Annotated in this window: 14 protein-coding genes; 1 reads left to right on the top strand and 13 read right to left on the bottom strand. The window is 39.1% G+C overall.

The window, feature by feature from the left end; translation table 11 throughout:
• The 13 genes from ACT8YW_RS14545 to ACT8YW_RS14605 form a co-directional block, all read right to left on the bottom strand.
• Window positions 1-663: serpin family protein (locus tag ACT8YW_RS14545; protein ID WP_444105794.1), on the bottom strand; the 663-nt coding region annotated here is incomplete at its 3' end.
• A gap of 12 nt (window positions 664-675) precedes the next feature.
• Complete coding sequence (locus ACT8YW_RS14550; RefSeq protein WP_444105796.1) at window positions 676-2,052, bottom strand: C10 family peptidase; 1,377 nt, start codon at window positions 2,050-2,052, stop codon at window positions 676-678.
• Between the two features lie 130 nt (window positions 2,053-2,182).
• Window positions 2,183-4,027 (bottom strand): S41 family peptidase, encoded by a 1,845-nt coding sequence (locus tag ACT8YW_RS14555; RefSeq protein WP_444105798.1) that lies wholly within the window; start codon window positions 4,025-4,027, stop codon window positions 2,183-2,185.
• Window positions 4,028-4,062: 35 nt separating this feature from the next.
• The gene (locus ACT8YW_RS14560) at window positions 4,063-6,603 is read right to left on the bottom strand and encodes a PL29 family lyase N-terminal domain-containing protein (RefSeq protein WP_444105800.1); all 2,541 of its coding nucleotides are present in this window, start codon (window positions 6,601-6,603) and stop codon (window positions 4,063-4,065) included.
• A gap of 82 nt (window positions 6,604-6,685) precedes the next feature.
• Window positions 6,686-8,902: a hypothetical protein gene (locus ACT8YW_RS14565; protein ID WP_444105802.1), complete on the bottom strand. Its 2,217-nt coding sequence runs from the start codon at window positions 8,900-8,902 to the stop codon at window positions 6,686-6,688.
• A gap of 21 nt (window positions 8,903-8,923) precedes the next feature.
• Window positions 8,924-9,988, bottom strand: coding sequence for an Omp28-related outer membrane protein (locus tag ACT8YW_RS14570; RefSeq protein ID WP_444105804.1), 1,065 nt, complete (start codon window positions 9,986-9,988; stop codon window positions 8,924-8,926).
• A gap of 9 nt (window positions 9,989-9,997) precedes the next feature.
• Window positions 9,998-11,116, bottom strand: a complete 1,119-nt coding sequence (locus tag ACT8YW_RS14575) for an Omp28-related outer membrane protein (RefSeq protein ID WP_444105805.1) — start codon at window positions 11,114-11,116, stop codon at window positions 9,998-10,000.
• Window positions 11,117-11,121: 5 nt separating this feature from the next.
• Window positions 11,122-12,219, bottom strand: coding sequence for an Omp28-related outer membrane protein (locus ACT8YW_RS14580; RefSeq protein ID WP_444105807.1), 1,098 nt, complete (start codon window positions 12,217-12,219; stop codon window positions 11,122-11,124).
• A 35-nt stretch (window positions 12,220-12,254) separates the two neighbouring features.
• Window positions 12,255-13,859, bottom strand: coding sequence for a DUF6029 family protein (locus ACT8YW_RS14585; protein ID WP_118408584.1), 1,605 nt, complete (start codon window positions 13,857-13,859; stop codon window positions 12,255-12,257).
• 33 nt (window positions 13,860-13,892) lie between these two features.
• A complete protein-coding gene (locus ACT8YW_RS14590) occupies window positions 13,893-14,381 on the bottom strand; it encodes a TlpA family protein disulfide reductase (RefSeq protein WP_087318058.1) in 489 nt (162 codons plus the stop codon).
• A gap of 34 nt (window positions 14,382-14,415) precedes the next feature.
• The gene (locus ACT8YW_RS14595; protein WP_134985744.1) at window positions 14,416-15,309 is read right to left on the bottom strand and encodes a Calx-beta domain-containing protein; all 894 of its coding nucleotides are present in this window, start codon (window positions 15,307-15,309) and stop codon (window positions 14,416-14,418) included.
• Between the two features lie 37 nt (window positions 15,310-15,346).
• Window positions 15,347-16,930 carry a RagB/SusD family nutrient uptake outer membrane protein gene (locus tag ACT8YW_RS14600; protein WP_444105810.1) on the bottom strand — a complete coding sequence of 528 codons (1,584 nt, stop codon included), beginning with the start codon at window positions 16,928-16,930 and terminating at the stop codon, window positions 15,347-15,349.
• Window positions 16,931-16,950: 20 nt separating this feature from the next.
• Window positions 16,951-19,920 (bottom strand): SusC/RagA family TonB-linked outer membrane protein, encoded by a 2,970-nt coding sequence (locus tag ACT8YW_RS14605; protein WP_444105812.1) that lies wholly within the window; start codon window positions 19,918-19,920, stop codon window positions 16,951-16,953.
• Window positions 19,921-20,856: 936 nt separating this feature from the next.
• Here ACT8YW_RS14605 and ACT8YW_RS14610 point away from each other — a divergent pair.
• Window positions 20,857-21,345, top strand: a complete 489-nt coding sequence (locus ACT8YW_RS14610; RefSeq protein WP_444105814.1) for a hypothetical protein — start codon at window positions 20,857-20,859, stop codon at window positions 21,343-21,345.
• Window positions 21,346-21,696: the final 351 nt, after the last annotated feature.

The following is a 21,696-nucleotide window of genomic DNA, read 5'->3' on the forward strand; positions in this document are numbered from 1 at the left end:
AAATGGATTAGTCCATTTCCCCTTAAAATATAAAGCATTAATCAAAATTAAACGAGCTTCCGGAGATATCTCATCCATTATGTCAACAAGCCGATTTTCAGTATTTTTAGCACACCAAGCATTTATTGTAGTTATTGCAGATGATGAACTAAAATCCAAATTTTCAACCCAAGCATTATATTTCAATTTATTTATATCAATAAATGTGTTTTTTACAATAAAACCATGATTTATCCAAACAGAATTAGCTATACCAATTTGGGTTGTATTGTCTATATCTAATAAGGAGGACATAAGTTTCTGATTATAAGTATTAACCTCATCCATAGAAGAAGAAAAGCCCAATACCTTTTTTATTTCAGTAAGCGTGTTTCCATTTGCTCCATTTGCTGACATAGAAAGACAAAGAGATACACTGAAAGGTGATATGAATATATTTGTTTTTCTATTTTCTGAAACACATACTTGTTTGAATAGCTGAAATGTAAAATCATTAGTTGATTCTGACATAGCTTGTTCTTCATGAGAAAGAATGATATCAACACGTGCCTTTGGCTCTTGTTGTTCATTTTTAGGTGACTCTTGCTCTTCAATTATCTCATCGTTACTATGACAAGCTACGAACAAACACAATATTCCTAATATTATTTCTTTCTTAAACATAACATTATGTATTTAATAGATTATTATTTCATTTGAATAGCCGTAATTTACCATTACAAGTGAATGTGATATGTTACAATCAATAATTTCATCTACAAATTCCCGTTTACTAACATTAAAAATACCTGGCAGGAAATATCCATCTCCTGTTCCCTGCCATCCCCAATTACAATGTAACATAGTTCCTTGTTCGCGTCTAGTATAAGTTATTGGGGGATTATATCCACTCGTTTCTGTTATTACAACTTCTCTTTCACAATTTAAATATCCATCTATAATCCATGCATGAGCACCAGAATTCCCTTTCTCAGCGCCGTGTATAAAGATAGGCTTATTATCATTAAGCAACTTATATATTTTATCCATATTATCTTTAATAGTAACCCATTTTGCATCTTTATAATAAACAGGGTCTAATGATTTTAATCCGGTAAGTACATCTTTTATTGTGGCCCCTGTTCCTCCCTCATGAAAAAAGACATTAAAACATTTACCAATATGGTGGAGAACATCTGCAAGTTGATCAACATATTCACTTTTTTCCGGTAAAAGCAAAGAATCCGGATAATAAGAAGAATAATTTTTCATATTTAAATAATTCGATACTAATTTTAGATTATTCCATGGATAAGTTGCAGAATCTCCAGGTGCAGACATAGGATGACGATTGCAAGACATCATTTGAGTTGCCGCTATAACAGTACATCCAACATACATTTGTGCTGTATATCCATTCCAAGTGACATAATCCATTTTCATATTAAATGGATAACCTTGATCCCATTTAACCTCAACTAAAGGTCCTATGTATGATATAGGCTCCCATTCTCCATATATATATGTTTTATCTACTTTGATGCGTGGAGTTACAACCATTGACTCTGCCAATAAATCATACATATAATCAATGCTTACCTCATTATTTCTTCCCCAATTATTAGTAAGTGTATTTATTGGTTCGTTATTAATATTTCGCCTATATGCATTAATCATGGCATTATTTAACTTCTTTGCATCTAGACTACCCCTCTCTGTTAGTGCATATATAGGTTCAAGAGAGTATCGAGCTCCTAAAACAGCAAAACCTTGATTATCCGCAAAATTTACGATATATGCAATAGTGTCTGATAATAAATCTCCATTGCTACGAGTTATAGAATTACCGCCACAAACACTTATAGCTTCAATCTGTCTCGTACAACCGCTACGTGTCTTTATTGGCATGGCATCCATCATTGAATAGAGTCCCTTTAAGGCTTTTTCAATGGGAACCACATCATCCTGATTTATTCTATCAACTGGAATAGATTCTCTAAAATTAATATCAAGTGTTTCTTCAGAACAGCCTATTAATATTAATAGAACACAGAAAATAAGATTTTTCTTCATATGCAATATATTTAACAGTTAAAAACAGCCTAATAATTAAAGCAAAATGGGGATGCTCTCACTAACACCTTATCGAGAAGCATCCCCTTTAACTTAAGAGAAAATTTATTTCACAAGAGATTTAGTCTTACTAATATAAGTTTTCTACTTCCGGCTTGTTGTAAATGAGCGAGCCAAAAGTTCCCGCAGGACGTTTCAAAGGTACAGATGGTACTCTGATGATTTCATCTTTTGAAGAACGTGTCAAACCAGCTCTTCCACTACGTTTCACAGGTTCTCCTGTAGTCGGATCCACCCCTTGAACATCGCATAGCGCCCAATATAATGGATAATTGAAATCAAAATTGTCCCAATCTCCGAAAGCATAAGGGAATACATTATCAATATCATCTTCATAGCTTGAGTTTTGATTATTCAACATGACATCCGGGTCAATACCGTCAGCATAATCTCCCCAGTCTTTTGCATTGAAAGAACGGAAAGTAATTGGAGCAAATTCATAATATTTATTTCCATATTTATATTCTTGCACTTCCATTCCTACGTTCTTTCCTTCCGTGCGGCTACCAAATAATTTCACAGGAAAATCTATGCCTCTTAATCCACTAATTATCAATTCACTGGCGGAAGCCGTTTCTTCCGAACAGATGATTCTTACAGATTTAAGATTTAGATCATCACCATCTCCAAAACGGATATATTCATCTGCACCGGAATTACGTTGCATTTTCATAAATACATCCGAACGATGTGATGTACCAGCGATAGAAGCGGCTAAATAACGAGCTAATTCAACAGAGCCTCCATTGTTAAAACGTAAATCCAAAATCAAATCTGTGATACCTTCTGCCTTGAACTGTTGAATTACATATTTCAAGTCTTCCGCAAAATTCAAATCAAAACCTAGATAAACTAAATAACCGATGTTGAATTTATTCTCTTTTTTATCTTTGATAAACATTGAATTCAAGATAGGACTATTATTATAACTACCAGTAGTTAATGTAGTAGTTCCATCCACCAAATCATAGCCGCCCCGGTTTTCATCAAAGATTTTACGCCTGTAGCCGATCTTAAAAGTTTCACCTCCACCTGCATAAAACAAAGTGCTCATGTATTGCTGGTAATTATTCTTATTCAAAGTCGTACCATTTACAGCAACAATTACATCCCCCCGTCTCAATCCGGCTTTTTCAGCAGGAGATTCTAAATATACATATCCAATGGCTAATCCAATAGTTGTTTTATCCGGCATGTAAGAAGAAAAAAACGTTCCAAGTCCCGATCCTACAACACTTGTTGCACGAGTATTTGCACGAGTTCTACTGGAACCTGTTTCCATAATATAAGAATAGATATAACGCTTGCCTGCATTGACTGAAAATGCACGATAAGTTCCGCCATCCTCTATATTGGTTTTCATCGGTAAAAGATAAGTTGACAGAAAATTATCATAAGAAACCGATGCATAATCTACATCTAGTGTATTATATTCTTCTTTAAAGAGATAATGTTCCTTCAAATATTTATCCATATACTCATTAAGAGCTAGATCTTCTGCCGCTCCGGATCCTCCTCCTTGTATGATAGTACATACTGTAACAGGAGTTTTATATCCCTCCACTTGCACAACCACAGTCAATACTCGCTCTTTTCCGGATTCGTTTTTATTAATTTTCACCTTTACTCCTCCTTTACCGGCAGCAGAATTACCACTGGTATTAGTTATAGCAGCCCAATCTGCTCCTGTAGAATATTGCAAAGAAGGAGTCCATTTTCCTGAAGCCGTAAACGAAATCTCAACAGTCTCTCCATAAATAGAAACCGTCTTTTCCGTTTCAGTACCAATCGCAGTGATTCCATTATCAGTATCACCGACATCTCCCCCGTCGTCGCTATCCGAACAATTACTGAAGGTAATCAGACACAAGGCAAGCAATACTATACTATAAAAGCTATTAAATAAGTTTTTCATCTATCATTATTATTAAATTAGAAAAATTAAAAAGATTATTGTGCCGGAGCTTCCACTGCGGTTTTAGAAACCTCATAAAAACGTCCTTCTTCATCCATCCAGGTTATATTGATATTAGTAGGTAATGTTCCGTAAGCACTTCCCGAATAAGTAGTTGTTTGTTTTACTCCATTTTTCATCACATACCTGATTTGTTCATCATACATACCGGTCAGATAATCTGCCGGTCCGGCAAATACATAAAATACTTTGCAAGCAGACTTAGGTTTTACAGTGTAAGAAACGGTATAGAACTTATCCTTTTCTATCTTGTCAATCGTCACTTCCGGCACACTGGCATTCCATAAATCCGCATCCCTGTCTTTCCTTACAAAAGTCGGTTTTACACTAGTATACTCCTTCTTTGTTATGGTTGACGCAGGATTACCATCAGCATCAATAGCTATCATGAACAATACATATTCTGTATTAAACTCGATATCCTCAATGGTCAATTGATGATTCTTCAGTTCAGCGGCAACAATTTCAGTTACATCACTATTCATCACCAAAGCTTGTTTAACCGTTTCTTCATTTCCCCAATACGGATAACTATTTGTGAAATCTTTCAATTTCATGTGAACATAACGGTATTTTACCGGATTCCCGGTTGGTGCCAATGTTAAAGTTGTAGATAGAACACCTGCCTCTATTGCCACATCTACCGAGATTGAAGGATTATAAGATATTTCTTTGGAGTCAGCCTGTATTTTCACTAACGAACCGAGCTGACCTTTTTCATTCAAAGCTACCGCAACAATAAAACCTTTTGTTCCTGGCTCTAAAGAGGTCCTTTCAAAGTTTTTAGCCTCTTTAGAAGAATCCCCGCTTTTGATAAGATAAGAGATTACATCCTTGTCGGTCGCATAATTGGCCAAAGTCTGTTCTTTCATATAAGAATAATAGAACTTATAACAACCTGTTCCGGGAGTAATAGTCGCACTAATGCTTGAAACCGTAGTAACAACACTGCTAATATTTATCGCCGCTGTCCCGTCATACGTCAAGGCAGGCACAGGAATCTCCACAGCTACCAGTTCTTCTGTCTTATAGCCCTTCTCTTCCTTATAAGGAATGGCCCAAAGAACATACGTTGTTCCCGGTATTACTGTCGGAAGAAAATCTAACACTTTACCTTCCAACGGCCCGTTATAATCCGAATACTGTTTGGTTCCTCCCCCATAAGCCAGATCTTCAATAACTCTTTCGGGTGAATAATTCGGCTTATCTAAAATCCCTGTATAATAAACGTCACAACCCTTTCTGATTGCAGAAACCGTTGCACCTTCAAACGTTATATCCGAAACCTTCAGTTCTACTGTTGCAGCAGTCTTAATCACGCTGGCAATCACGTCATCAGGTAAATATTCAATACCAGCTTCAGATGGAGGTACTGCCCAAATCATATATGTCTTTCCGGCTTCAGGATCCTTGCCTATCAGTTCTGCCAATGAAACTTTATCAAGAGCTGCTGTCTTCATGTACATACGGGCAGCATATCCGTTCACTAATTCAGCTACAGCCTCTGCACTATATTCATTAATTTCCAGCACTCCCAAATAATACATTTCCACACCATTCGTCAAAGTAGTAGAAACCGTTTGGCCCTCAACAGATATAGTAACAGGAGACTCACCTATTATTACCGGAATCTCCGAGATTATGCTCTGCCCATTAGACGCAACAGCCATTACTGCCACTTTGCCCCCCGTTTCTGCATACTGATTCTCTGCAACAGGAGCAGTAATAGTCAATCCCTTTCCTGTCAATGAAACTTTCCAACCATCAGGCTTCGTTACAGTATACTTCGAAATTCCACTCATTTCAACCGAAATCAGTTTCTCCTCACCGTTCGCAAAATATTGTTTTCCTGATAATATCTCACATTTCAATTCCTTAGATTTCGACAACTTTAATATTGTGCCATCTTTCAGAGTGAAATATGCATAATCATCATCCTGACTTACTCCACTGAAAAGAGAGGTATCTCCTGTTCCTTCACCAGATGCATAAACACCAGTAGACTCCCAAGTCTTTCCACCATCCGTAGAAATCTCCCACTCTTTCGTATTCGTATTAATGCGAATCTTAGGAGCGACAGCCGTCACGGGCATCATATTCCCTTCTTCATCTTTCAGGAATGTCTTCTTGCCGTCTGTACTGGTTATTCCCCAATAATAAACGCCATCTTCTTCGTTTTTTATCACAGTTATTTGCGGAGCATCTTCTCCGTTTTCACCATTACGAATAGTTACTTCCGTCTTATCTGAAAACTTAATTGTATAACTTCCGTCTTCATTCTCCAACACAGAAGCAATTGATTTATTTTGAGATAAAGCATCAGTCAGCGTCTTCAATGTGGAAATATCAGTTTGTACACTTTGCAAAGAAGCTTCTAACTTATCCATGCGATCTTCCAAACCGGAAATCGAATTCTTCAAATCATCGTCATTATAACATGACGAAAATGTCATAACACATACAGCCAGGAAACACATACATTTTCCTATGCCACCTAAAAATTGATTTCTTCTCATACCCATAAAAAGTTTAATGATTAGAGAAAAACCGCACGATAGATTTACACACTATCGTGCGGTAAATTAGTTTTGCCGATGTTTATTTGGAGTGAGGATGTTTACCCAATTTCTTCAAATCAAGATAAATAACACTTTCACTTCTCATGACTCCCGGAGTATTCACTTTCACTTGTTCATTAACAATCAATTTTGCAGGAACCCGGTTATCTTTCTTCACTACTTGAGGTTTCGCTATTCCCTTTATTCCTTTTTTCAATTTCGGAGCATCAGGGAATAATACGGAAGGATCAGTAATAATACCTTTTTCTTTATCATAGAATACTGTATAAAGGTCGCCAATTACTTCATTTCCGTCAGCATCGGCACCAATAGGCACACATAAAGCAACCAGTCGTTTGGCTTCACTTGTCTTATCATACGATTGAGTAGTTGAGTTGACACCTGATAAACCATAATCCAGACAATGCTCTTTCCATACATCCATACATTCCTGATAAGTATAATCACCACTTGCGGAATAGTTATCTTCTGTAATGGTATAATATAGTTTGGCAACATCCTTCACAATAGAATACTGAACTGTAAAGTTATTCAAATCACTCATATAGGCATTCAGTTGCATCGTTGGATTCGGCCCTGCTATAATAGCTTCAGTCGTCGCTTTCACAATCTTCACATCTGTCAATACGCCATCCCAGTCTTCTGCCATATAAGCGAATGTGTATTCCGTTCCAGGATCCAAACCGGTCCATTTAAAATTTTCTACTCCTCCATTCGCATTCGCAGCCCATATATTTGAATTTTCTGACATCAGATATTTAATCAGTTCAGCCTTATTACCTTCTTCAAGTAAATCCGGCGTCATAATGTATTGATGATAATATACTGCCGCTTCCTGATTATAAGTATAGGTTAATTTCAGGCTTGTCCGTCCCGGATCGGAAATGGCAATATCTATCGTAGCTTTAGATGCTCCCGGATTATCCGTTACTCGTGCTTTGGTAGAAAAAGTTTCCGTCTTCACTTCTGATAATTGTCCATACATATTACGACCTACATAAGCAACAACATAAGAAGTATTAGGATCAAGAGCATGTTGGTAATCTGTAGTTGCATACGAGCCTTCCTGACTGAAATTTATATTCTTAATCCCCCATCCTTCTTGATCTAAAGCTTGTGCCAATGCCGTCATTGTTGCTTCATCGGCATTTTCATAAGGTGCCCAGTCAGCAGCGCTGAATATACGATAAAACATGGCATAACAAGTTTTCTCCATTTTTACATCCATGTTAACAATAGAAGCACCTGTTTTTGCAATCTTCAGGTCACATTCCGCCTCGTCCGGATTATCAGGAATTTCTTTCAATTGGAAATCCTGCCGTACATAATCTCCTTTATTCTTATTCTCATCCAGTCCGATAGTAGTAGCCGTAAATTTTCTTTTCGAATCGGCATTATATCCAAAATCAACTATATATAATAATTCTTCTTCAGGTACCTGTGCATCTTCTGATGTCTGTGTCCAGTGTCTCATAAAGTCGATATACATATTCTGTCCATAAGCTTCAATAAACGCATCGATAGGTTCGGAATCCGCACAGAACTGATAGAAATACTTGCAATCCTCATTGGGGACATATTGAATGGCAGCTGCCTGATAACTTGCTTTAACATCAATTTCAACACGAGGATGGCCTGTCACATCTCCTGAAGGAGTTTTCAAATAACAGATTTTCATATCAGCCGGATTTTGTCCGCCTTCATCATTACACCCTACCGTTATAATCAAATATTCTGCTCCCGGCACAATCTCTGATTGAGCATATTTGGAATTTACCCAGTCAAATTCTGTATTCGGATAACTATCTCCTAATGTTTTCCTACTGAAAGTATAAGCACCCGCACCCTCCGAATTATAGAGAGCTTCCAAAATCAAATCTTCGATTTCTTCTTCACTTGCACCTGAACCGCCACTTTCAAATAAGTAGTTATACATACGACATAAAGGATAAACATCCATACGATATGACTGTACCTTATCTCCCGGAGTACATTCAAACACAAAGTTGTTGGTAGTTTTACTGGTTACTTTGATACCTACCCCACGTTCACCACCATCCACTTCGTTTTCTACCCATCTGATTGGAGTTGGTACAGGAGGAAGTGGTACATCCGGGGTCACCGGCACGTCAGGTTCCACAGCAGGTTCATCTTTATCCGAACACGATAGCACCATAGGGCTTATAACTAACACCAGCCCTAATAAAAATAATAAGCTAATTAATTTCTTCTTCATAATTCTAAGTGATAAATGTGATTAATCATTTACATATTCATAATCGGCATTGCCGTTTATTACTTCGCAAACAGCCAAATTGTTTACATAGCCGTTTTCATCCATTACTAATGCATAAAAAGAAAGATTCTCTGCTTTCCATGTATCGTTTAATGCCACAGTATACTCCTTTACTTCTTCCTTATCTTCTGCTATTTGTCCCAGTTTGTCACCTTCTACAGAAGCAGAAAGTAATTTGCGGACTACATGATTATGTGTATAGTCCCGATAGTTGCCTCCGTCATTTTGCTGATACTTCAATCCATTTTCAACAACATACAATACTAGGCGGTAATCAGCCGTTTTCTCCGAAGTCACTTTCACAGTAACTTTAGCTTCGGAATTAACCTCATTGTAAACAGAACTGATAGCTACTCCGCAATGAGCGGGGTATTTTTCCAAAGACTCATTAAATATAGCCCGCATGACACTATAGTTTTCAGATAGCCCCATTGTCCCACGCATATCAACCACGCATGAAGGATAACCGGAGATAGCAAACTTTCTGGAAAGAATCGATGACTGTTCAATTGTCATTGGATCGGCACTTGTCCCATCAACATGAAATGACATCAGATAAACAATTCCCTCGTAACTCGAACTTATCAGATAATTCAGACGGGTCATTCCTGCCGGACACATGGCACACCATGTTCCGGTGAACTCCATTGCGCAGATGCGTCTCACAAAATTGGATACTGTACCTGATGTACTTTTTGCAACTACTGTTATCAATTTGGATACATATTTGCCATAAGATGCTTCAAAAGCGTAGGTTCCGGCTTTAGAAGTAGAAAAGGTATTTCCATCCAAAGTTTGTCCGTCCATCACGGAACGGATGATTGCATCAGCAGTTACATCTATTCCCGCATGCATTACCGTAAAGGTTATAATATCCTTTCCGTCCGCAGTCAATGTATTTTTATCGACGCTCAAAATCACTTCTGTCTGCTCCGAATCATCAGAATTGCCTGAACAGGAAATCCAGCATATTCCCACACAGCACATACAGACCAGCAATATTATTTTATAAACATTTATACACATAACTCTTCTTTATTCGTTATACAAGTAATCTGCTGATTCTCCAAGTTTACACTCATTTACATTGTTACACGTATAAGTCTTTCCCCCATCCAGTGTTGTCAGCATCGACACTATCACACGCATATTATCCACATTCCATCCCGGTTCCAACTGATAAGATCGTTGCATGGTAGATTCTACTCCCGCATTTACTTCCCCATTGAAACGGTCGCCGTTCAATGATGTGGACACCACTGCACGTACCACATTATTATGCGTATAATCATTCGCGCCATTCGTTTGAAAGTATTTGATTCCATCCTCTACCAAATAAATCAAACAACGATAAGTGTTTGTTACGTTGGAAGTTAATTTGGCAGTAATCTTCACTGTACGGTCAGAAGCATTATACACAGACTCAACAGCTACCCCACAAGAAGCCGGATAGTTACTTAATTCTTTTTGAAGCTCTTCTTCAATCTGGCTCTTAATACTAATCATTTCTTTAGTACCCTTACGCAGATTGTAAAAGAAACGGGGCAGTCCCGAGAAATTACCCAAAATGTTAGTCCGGTAATTATTGGTAGCTGCTGTACTCATGGGATCCGTCATTCCTCCGAAATCCATGTGGAAAGAAGCGACAGCCAATCGCCCCGGTTGTTCAGTCTGAATTGCTTTCAATGTAGTACTAAGTGCCGGACAGGCCTGACACCCGACAGAAGTAAACTGCATCCCCAGTAATTTATGATAATAGCTGGTTCCTCCTGATACGGGAGCAACCTGAACGGTCACTTCATTTTCACTGACCATTGCTTTTCCTTCATAATAGCGGGCTTTAAAGACATACGTACCCGGCACTGAAGTGCTGAAAGCACGAACACCGTAATCTAGGTTTTCCTCTCCCGATTCCTTTACCCAAATCAGGTTCATTGTGCTTTCTTCACTTACATCTTTTGTACCCAGTTTGACCGTGAAGGTCACTTTTTCTACTCCATCTGCCTGTATAGCCGTCTTATCAGCTGTAATACGCAAAATGCCGTCATCCGTCCCTCCATTTTCCGTTTCGTCCGAATTGCCGGAACAGGATGACAGCATTGCTAAACAAAGGATCATTACAATTGGTAGAATTGTCGAGTATAATTTCTTCATAAGTCTTAATCATTATAGAGATAGTCTATGCTACCATTGATCGAACATTCGGTTATATTATCCACCATATATGCGTCATCCACTTTACGCAATGCATAAACCACTACACGCGATGTGGCAGGATTCAGGTTCTTTGCATTAGAAATGCTGAAAGTTGCGGCAGTGTGCTCCTCGTTTGCACTCACAGTAAACCGTCCGTCGGTTGACATCGACAGGTAATTGTTGGAAATAGCTCTTACCGTATAGTCATAAGAAGTCTCATTTCCTCCGGATGCCGTCAAACCATCAGTCACCAAGACATAAACAAGGTCATATTCTCCTCCTTGGCTCGACTTCAGTGCGGCATTCACTGTAATCTCACCCATAGAAGAATTATAAGATGTATTTACCTTAATTCCACAGGTTGCCGGATATTGTCGGATTTGGTCTTGTAAAGTCTGTTTAATAGCACTCACATTTCTGTCTATCGACATGACTTTCAAATCATAGATACAGGTAGGAAAACCGGACGCTCCAAAACGGCCCATGATTGTGCTTGTCTGTGACAAATGGAACGGGTCAGTGGCGGAACTGCTGGAAGAATGAAAAGCCATTTTTACCATACGTCCCGGCATCAGCTCTTCCACTTTCTTCAATGCCGAAGTCATGGCCGGACAATAAGTACACCAAGTTCCCGTCATTTTGAAGACACCTACTTTACGATAGAAAAGTTCATAATTCTTACGATTCTGTGCGGTTACGGAAACTTCATCCGACTCCCAGTCCAGGTAATATGCCTTAAACTTATGTGTCCCGTTCTCTACTGCCGAGAACGTATTGGTCCGTCTCTCCAAATAATCACCAGTAGTTACATCTTCAAAATATATATTCTTCATATATTCGGAAGTCGTCAGTACTTTTCCATTGGCATCAGTCACCGTAAAAGTCGCCATATCTGTTCCATTGGCTTCAATCTTGGCTTTATCCACAGTCAAAGTAATAGGTCCTGTCACTTCGCCGTTATCCGGCTCTTCACCATTGTCGTCAGAATTACCGCTGCACGCTGTAAAACATCCGCACAAGCATATCAGACTTGACATAAAAAACATTGTAAATTTTCTCATATTCTATATTCTAATTAATAAATGTTTCGATGAACTCAAAATGAAGTAGTTATAGTCAGGTTGGCACCTGTATATTTAGGAATCGTCCGGCAAACTCCACCAGAGCAGACGTACCCTTCCTTGTTACGACCATAACTCAAGGCTATACGCGTACGGGACTTGGCATAACTGGCTCCCACATTGTAATAATGGATTTTATCCTTGCCGTGATTATACATATCACTTCCGTAAATGCTCCATGCCGGAGCAAAATTTATCTCCAACAGAGCTGCCATCCAGTCCTTCTGATCTTCTTTTGTAGTTAGGTATTGCAACTCCATGCGAGTTGAAAAAGAAGGCGTGAACTTATATTGTAAATCTGCTACAAAAATATTCGATAGATTAGTCGTTTTATTCGCTCCGTACGAAGGGCTATATTCTTGCATAGAATAAAGCAAGTTCATTTTGAATGACTTTGTCCATTGCTTTTCCACATCAACACTAAAGTCACGAAATGCCAAGTTACCTATCTGGGCTGTTCCTTCTTTTTCTAAAGCATAATAGGTAGAAAAGTTAGCATGTAATTTCAAACCACGTTTACCTCCAATGACCGTTCCTCTTTTGAAATGATAAAAGATATCCAATTGTCCGCCCATCTCACCGCTAACTGCATTTGTCACATCTCCTATTTGTGGAGTATGAGGATGCAAGTTGGTCAGCATATAGGTATATTGCGTACTCATAGCCGGAACATAATTCAACAGATTCGAAGTCGAACCATTACCGGCAATAATCTCACTATTCATCCATTCCAAACGGCGCCCGGTCAGATTTACTCCCAACCCATTGCCGCTATATCCCAGCTCCAGCAATTGCGCATTGGCACGTTTCCTCGCATAAAGTTTGTCATCATGAATGAAATTATAATATTTATTGCCACCATCCACATATTCACCTTTCGCTGTAAATCCGGAGCGTTCAAAATTTACCCGTCCCGAGAAGCCATTCGAATAAGGTTTTCCCCCTTCTTCTTCGAGGTCGATATTGATTTTCTCATACCGGTTCAATGCCCCTCCTTCGATACTCAAGGACGTATTTTGCCAACTAAGCATTTCAGATAAGGAGAAACTTACATCTACGCCACGTACTTGTGTGTCGGAAAAGTCCATACCAAAACGTGGAGTTCCCCAAATGGCCTTCAACCTTACAATATTCTTGTAATTGTAGGTAAAACGTGCTCCCATCACCGCATTATTCAAACCAAGCATGCGGTCCTCCCAACTACGGAATAGCAGTCCACTCCCAAACTGCTCATAAAATGTACCCGCTGTTACGGAAAAATCCTTGTCGGCCCAAGATACGTAATAGTTGGTTAGTTTTGCTTTCTCCAATTCTGTCGGGTATCCCACCAGTACCGGTTCATAGGCTTCCAACTGTACACCTACGGCAAACTTACCTTGATAGTAATCCAGTTTCAGATAATTGTTCGAACCGAAATGATCTTCCGGAGATTCTGCTTTTGTCTTACTATCATCCTTGTAGTAAATCGTATTCGTTTCAAAGCTCCCTGTCAGATAACCTTTTTTGTTATCTTGCTGCGCATAGGTTAGAGTAGACGCTAACGCTACTAAAGCCAACACCTGAATTCTTATTCTAGTCATGTCATTGCGTTTATCTATGAATAATAACAGTTCCTATTTCTGTAGTTTTTTTATCGCTTTCAGTAGTTCCAGCTCACTTCCCGGCGCGTACCCGGTGTGTGAATAGACAATCTTCCCATCGGCATCCACTACATATACCTGTGGAGTCAAGCTCACATTCATAGCTCGCATGAATTCCTGATTTTTATCATACAACATGATAAAATCATCCCATCCATGTCCCTCTGCCAATGCACGCGCTTTAGCAGTAGAACGGCTGTCATCTGTCGAAACAGCTACTACACGGAAATTGGCTTCTTCCAACCAATCGGGCAATTGTTCATTTATAGCGTCCAATTCACGAATACATGGTTTACAGGTTGTTGCCCAAAAAGAAATAATCATAGGTGTTTTGTGATTAACCAGGGAGGAGGTATTTACCTGTGCTCCTTTCGCATTTTCAACCTTGACTGATGGTATTTGTGCCATGGTACAAGTTAGAAAAGCGAACAACAGTGTAATGCAGACAATTAATGCTCTCATAAGTTCTTTTATTTGTTATGTTAATAATCTTGTTTTATCTGATGTGTTCCATCTTACAGCCAAATAGCCTGAATTTCTGTATTTGTATCAAGCCGTCCTTATACATATCGCCTATCAAATTGGCATTCTCGAAAGTGACAGTTTTAGTTTCAGCATCATATTCTCCGCGATATACGTCAGAAGTACTTCCGTCCAAAGCCAGTCTCCTGAAACGAATAGTATACGGGCCATAAGAAGCGACATCTTCACCCGGCACAATGGATAGGTAGGTTTTCTGCGCCTCCGAATCATATTCATAATGCAACCGCCAACTAAATTCCCATTCAATATCATTATCCGGATCAAATCCATTCTTATTCGAGCAGACCAGATAGTGTTCGTATGCCTCCGTGCCTTCTTCCGCTGTATTTACTCTAACGGAGAATCCCACTGGCACATTGGAAACATTGGTGGCAGAAGCCGTTCCGGTAAATACCCAAGTTCCCGAAAGCGTTTCATAAAAGCTGGAATCATTGTCTTTGATAGTCACTGTCAGTCGTTTGTTCTCACCAATAGACGCCCCTTTCACATCGGCAATTTCAACATCAAAAGAACGGTCGTCATTAACAAGCTTGTCATCAACGGTCTTAAACTCAAAGTTCATTGTTTCCTGCCCGGCAGGAATAAGTAACGTTTTGGTTGTGACAATATAGTTTTCATCCTCTTTGGCGTTATGGTCTTTTAATTCGAACGTCACACGGATAGTTCCGGTATGTTCGCCCGTCACAACAACAGGCACAGTACACAAACCGGCAGATTCTTTCACCGTCATTGCAGTTTCCTGCAAGTTTACCGTAGCCGCTCCGGAATTAAACTGTTCCTCATCGTCCGAACAGGCGGCGATCAGAACGGCACATAGAAAAAGGGCGTATATTTTCAGATAGTTCATTTTACTCAAGTGTTTGATAATTTACGTTATTCATTGATTAATATCCCGGATTTTGCTGACCTGCCAATTGAGGGTTGGCATCCATTTCTGTTTTAGGAATAGGCCAAAGCATCCGCTGGTCATCCACAGGTTTATCCAGTCCATCGGTGCTTGCTTGTCCCGGGAAAAGCACCAGTCCTTTGCTTTGCGGTTTTCCACGCTTCACACCTTTCCCCCAACGTTTCAGGTCCATCAACCGGTATCCCTCACCTACAAGCTCCCGTTCCCGTTCGTTCATGATTTCATTTAATAAAGCTTCCTGATCGTAGGTTGCATCAGTCCATCCCTCGATTCGCGTTTCCTTTAATGCATTCAAAGCGTCATTACCCTTTTTCACAGCAGCTGCCGTTCCAATCTTTGCATTAGCTTCAGTGGCAATCAGATACATTTCAGCAATTCGGAATGGTTTCGGCTGATTCAAATAGCGTGTTTCGCTTCCTAATGCATTGTAATATTCATTGCCCGGATATTTATTAAAGAAATAGATATCTGCCGCATTACCTGACGATACGGTTAAGTGGTATTTCCCGAAATAAGTCTTTAGTCGGATATCTTTTTCATTGTATAGGTCAATCAGTGTTTGTGTAGGAATATAATCCTTCTTTGTAGTCGGATAACCGATAAAAATAGTCCCCAGAGGTACACCGGCATCGTCGGCACTAGTCATGGCAATCTGCCAGATGGTTTCCGTTCCCTTGTCATTCTTCCATACACTTTCAAAATCTGTTGCTGTGTTCGATAATGGATATCTGTTCGAATTAACCAGGTCACCTGCATATTTGGCTGCATTTTCATAGTCGTCCATTTGTAGGGCAACACGCGCTTTCAAGGCAGTCACTACATCTACCGTGATATAATTCCCACAATTCTTGGGAGCCGTGTTGACTGTCACGTATGCACCATTAATATACCTGTCATAATCAGCAATGCCATTTTTTGCAGTCTCTATACGTTCTTCGGCTTCTTCGAGGTCCTCCAATATCTGTTTGTAAGTATCTTCCAAGGAAGATCGTCCCGGATACTGGGTAGCAGAAAGTTTAGGTTCATATTTTACCTGAAGCGGCAGTCCCGGAGTGCTTGCTGCGGTAGCCACATCGTAATCGCGGCAAAATAAAGTAGCCAGATAAAAGTAGCAGTATGCTCTTGTAAAATACGCTTCTCCCTCATATACATTAATCTGTTGTCTTTGGGTTTCAGTCAATTCGATTTCCGGGTTCTCATCGATCTTACCTACCCCGTCAATAAAGAAGTTGACACGTCCGACAGCGGCATAGTAGTTCGACCAGATTGTTTCTACGGTAGAGTTGGTGCTCTCGAAAGTCCAACGGTGCAACTCACCATATTTATTAGAGAAATCCGCCACTGCATTAAAGGCATCTGCCTGAATTTCCGGAGCTAATACATAGCTTCCTCCTGTCAGTCCTAAATATGCGGAATAGATACCGGCACGTGCTTCTTCAAAACCGACTATGGTCGTTAACGCTTCTTCTGTAGGAACAGCATCGTATGGCATTTTATCCATATCACAGGAAGTCACTCCAAGTGTCAGTACAGTCAATGCTATCATAGATATTTTCTTCATATTCACCATTCTTTATGTTTTTAGAAAGTTAGTTCGACTCCGAATGAATATTGTTTCGTATTGGGATAGTTACCCAATTGGATATTACTGTCTACTTCCGGGTCATATCCTTTATATTTAGTCACTGTAAGTAAATTACGTCCTACAAAATAGATTCTGGCGTTACTGATTACTCCTGTTTTCTGAATTAGTTTGGCCGGAAGGGTGTACCCGACAGTCAGGTTTTTCATACGCATAAATGAAGCATTTTCCAGTAAATGCGTATCAAACTGCATCGGGGAGTCGGGAGTGGCAATTCTGGTTATATCTCCCGGCTTCTGCCACATGGTAAGCATTTCTACAGTTTGATTGTCCGAACCTGCAAAAGTGGGATTCTCTGTAAAAAAACGCTCATTATTCAACATATACTGGCCTAGCATAAAAGAGAAGTCGGCACTAACAGAAATTCCTTTCCATCCAAACTGGGTGCCAAAGCCACCGGACCATGGTGCATAGCGTTGTTTGCCGACAAAAACTGCATCTTCTTCCGAATAGCTTTTCGTCAGATTTCCATTTTTATCATACCATGTATTATATCCGTCACGCGGATCGACCCCTGCCCATCTTACATAGTAATATTCTCCCCAAGGTTTGCCAACTTTCATCTTCAAACCAGTATCAGGCAAGGTATATTCATCCAATCCATTAAATAGTTTAGTTATCTCATTCTTATTATAATTCAGGTTTCCGGAGATACTCCATGAGAAATCTCTCGTTTTCAGAATATCCACTCCCAGAGTAATATCGAAACCACGATTACGCATACTTGCTACATTTTCCACACTGCTTCCGTGTCCGGTAGTATATGACAATGGATATCCCATCAACATATCATCCGTTTGACGGTTATAAAATTCCAGTTCTACAGAAAAGCGGTCAAACACTCTTGTACTGATGCCTACATTCAGTGTTTTCATGCTTTCCCATGTCAGGTTATCATTTCCGACGGTAGAAGGAGCAATACCCGGTTGTCCGTTATACAGCAAACCGGAGCCGACCAATGCCAACGCATTATAGGCGCTGATACCGGAATTACCAGTTGTTCCATAGCTCACCTTCAACTGTAAACTGTTCAACCAGGAAACGTTCTGCAGGAAATTCTCTTTTCTCATATCCCACATGGCTCCCAAAGAATAAAAGTTTGCCCACTGGTTGTTTTTGGCAAACAGAGAAGAACCGTCCCGCCGTGCTGCCAAATCGACATAATAGCGATCAGCGAAACTATAACTGATTGTGCCGAAATAAGAATTGAAGACCTTGTCATACATCGAATGTATCGGCACTTCTGACTCTGCTCCAGCTGCCATCAGCATCATTCGTGAGTCTACCATTTTTTTAGAAGTTGCCGAGAAATTCTCATTCTTTGTGATAATGGACTCCTGACCGGCCAACACGGTAAAAAGATGCTTGTCTGACAGACTGAACTTATATTCCGCCGTATTGGTGAAAGTAAATGAATAATAACGTTCGAAAGACTCGGACGCCACCCCTGCCCCTTCAAAGGGACCTTCCGGATAGGCTTTATGGGAGTTACGATAATCAAAGGCATCTACTGCCTGCGAGGTACGTATATTCAATCCTTTTATTGGGTTTATATTAAAGAAGGTATTGCCATTGATACGTACCGTACTTCGGTCATTAGGTTGAAGTTCTGCCAAGTAATACGGATTATAATATCCCATATCGTCAAAATAGTCCAATCGTTTCCCATATCCTGTAAAGTTACCTTCTTCGTCGGTCAATATCTCGTTCATTGTTTGGTCGGGACGATAAATACGGGCAGCATACGCTTTATTATAAACGCTGTTAGCTTCCGTTCCGAAAGTTGTCGTGTTATATTTTTGATAAGAAAGGTTCACGTTAATCCCGGCTTTCAGCCAGTCGGTCACCTTTACTTCCACATTACTGCGCAAAGTCTCACGACGCAATGAAGAATCGTCCATAATTCCCTCTGTATCATAATGTCCAAATGAAATATAGTAGTTGATCCCTTCGGAACCACCAACCACATTTACATCGTATTGTTGGGTAGGAGCTGCATCTCCGAAGAAAACATCTGCCCAATCTGTAGATATACCATTATCTATATAGAACTTCTTCCGTTTTTGAAATGTAGTGTCGTATGCTTTTCCCGGGTCCAGCATTTCCTGCAGGTTAAGCCATTGTTCGGTATTCATCATCTTTATATTATCTCCCGTCATTTTCGACCAGCCATATTGCGCATTGATACTAACACGGGCCTTCTGTCCCATTTTTCCTTTCTTGCTAGTCATTATCACCACACCATTAGCAGCACGGGAACCATATATAGCTGTTGAGGAAGCATCTTTCAATACGGTCATGCTTTCGATGTCGTTCGGATTTAATGCTGTAAATGCTCCGGATGATATAGGTGAACCGTCGAGAATAAAGAGAGGTTCTGTATTTGAATTGATCGAGCTGACTCCACGCAATCGCATTACAACACTTCCACTTGGTTCTCCACTGGGAGTAAATACTTGTAAACCGGCAACTTGACCTTGTAATGCATCTCCGGCATTAGCTACCGGTCTGTTGGCTATCTTACTATTATTTACCGTTGTTACCGAACCGACTACTGACCCTAGTTTTTTTGCTGATCCGTAACCTACCACAACAACTTCATCCATCAGTTGTGTATCAGACTTTAAGATAACTCTAACAGTCGGCTGAACAGGAACCGACTCCGTTTTCATTCCTATATATGATATTTGCAATATTTTTGCTGAATGTGGTACATCCAATAATGTGAAATGCCCGTCTATGTCTGTTATTGTACCTAAGTTAGTGCCTTTTACGACAATTGAAGCCCCTACAACAGGTTGTTTGTCATCATCGGAAATCACTGTCCCCGTGACTTTCTGCGTTTGAGCTGTTATCAGCCCGATACCTATAAAAAGGTATCCAAATAGCAGCGCTAATTTTTTCTTCATAAATCTCTTTTTAAATTATTAAATAGCCCTAAAACATTTAAACTCACTTTTTACACTTCGATAAGTTCTATCAGAACTTAATTATAATCCATTGTTTTTGTAGTGTTTTTACATCAAATATGTAATTCTGGAAAGAAATGTTGCTTGATTTTACTTTTTCGATCAATTTAGATGACTATTCCATAAAAAAAATATGTCTTTTCGTTGTTTTTTGCAAAAAGAATATATACTTTTGTTCCATTATCTAATACCAAATCGGAACTGTTAACAAATGCAATCCGAAAAAGAGATATAATTTGTAATTTAAGAACTATATATTTATTTTAATAAGAATAGAATATAAAAAAGCACTAAGTTCTGATAGAACTTAGTGCTTTTTCATTTTAAGGAGCTACTATTAGCCATTTTACTTGGATTTCCTTCCTATTCTACTTTTCAGTTACATTATAATTATATTTTAAATCTCCCTCAAACATAAAATAAAATCAGAAATATAAAAGAGGCTCATTTAAACTATGTTAAATAGACTTCATCTAAAATTTCTTCATATATGACACTCTATATATTTCTTTATATAGATAAAAACAAGTAAATATACAATAGTACTATTTGCTTACATCGAAAACAAACAAGTTATTTCATGATTTCAAAATTTCGAGAGATTTATTCTAGCTTTATCTCTTGATTTTAAGGAGCACCTCGTTGCATTAAAACCAACGAGGTGTTTCTCGGTGTGCAACGGGTCGTTCCTTTTAAAGGAACGACCCGTTGGTTTAAAACCAAAACCCACTTATGTAACTATCTGAAAAGCAAAGCATTACAAAAGCGTCCTCCCGGCCTTTCTTTTTAAGTAAAATTTCCAACAAGAGAAAACGGATGCCAATATCAAACACGGTACTCCACTGATAAATATTTTACAAATCAAATCTAAAAACAATGGTTACAGTTACTTTTCAGATCAAGCCTTATCTAGCGGCTTACATGTACATGCGCTACAAAAATCACCTCGACGTACCTCCAGACCGCTCTTCTTCCTCACTTTCCGCCATCCATCTTCTCGACACCCAACCCATCTACCACTTTCTCCACCAGCTATCCATTCCCCACCCTCCCAACGCCTCATGGCACGAAACCGGAAATATTACCTTCACCCTTCCCCATCCCAGAAACGGCAAAAATCCAAATGTATATAATTATATAGGTCATAACAGTGCACTTATCATTGAAAAAGCAATGGAAGTAGAAATGAGGGCCGAACTTTATGAATTTCTACTGGAAAATAAATACTGCCACGGCATCATGTTCAAAAAATCAATGGAAACTTTTGTCGAACATTATAATATAGTAGGGTTAGTGGAAGAAGAAAGTTTAATGAGGGCGTTTCAGAGGTGGAGAAAGATGGTGAAGGAGGAGAAAAATAGGTGATTCTTTTACAGGGTGTCACATAAAATGAGACACCCTGCTTTTACTTTTGCATCAAACTTCATTAATAATCAAAACAAAAGTAGTATGGCAATAAAAAAAGTATCGAAACAGCAGACATCCCTTTTATGTAGCTATTGAAAATGCTTCAACAATTGGATACACAAACGAAATACTATCCCGCAATGAGTCTATTTAATTATCAATATTCACACTATATTGCGATTTTACAGCAAAAATATATTTTCCCAAAGCAGAAAGCCTAAATCACATTTTATTATGATTTTAAATATTGTATCATAGTATTAGGATACGGGTAAAATTATAATCAATATAATTAATGCTATAACAATA

It is taken from the genome of Bacteroides sp., assembly GCF_052357945.1.
Taxonomy (GTDB): Bacteria; Bacteroidota; Bacteroidia; order Bacteroidales; family Bacteroidaceae; genus Bacteroides.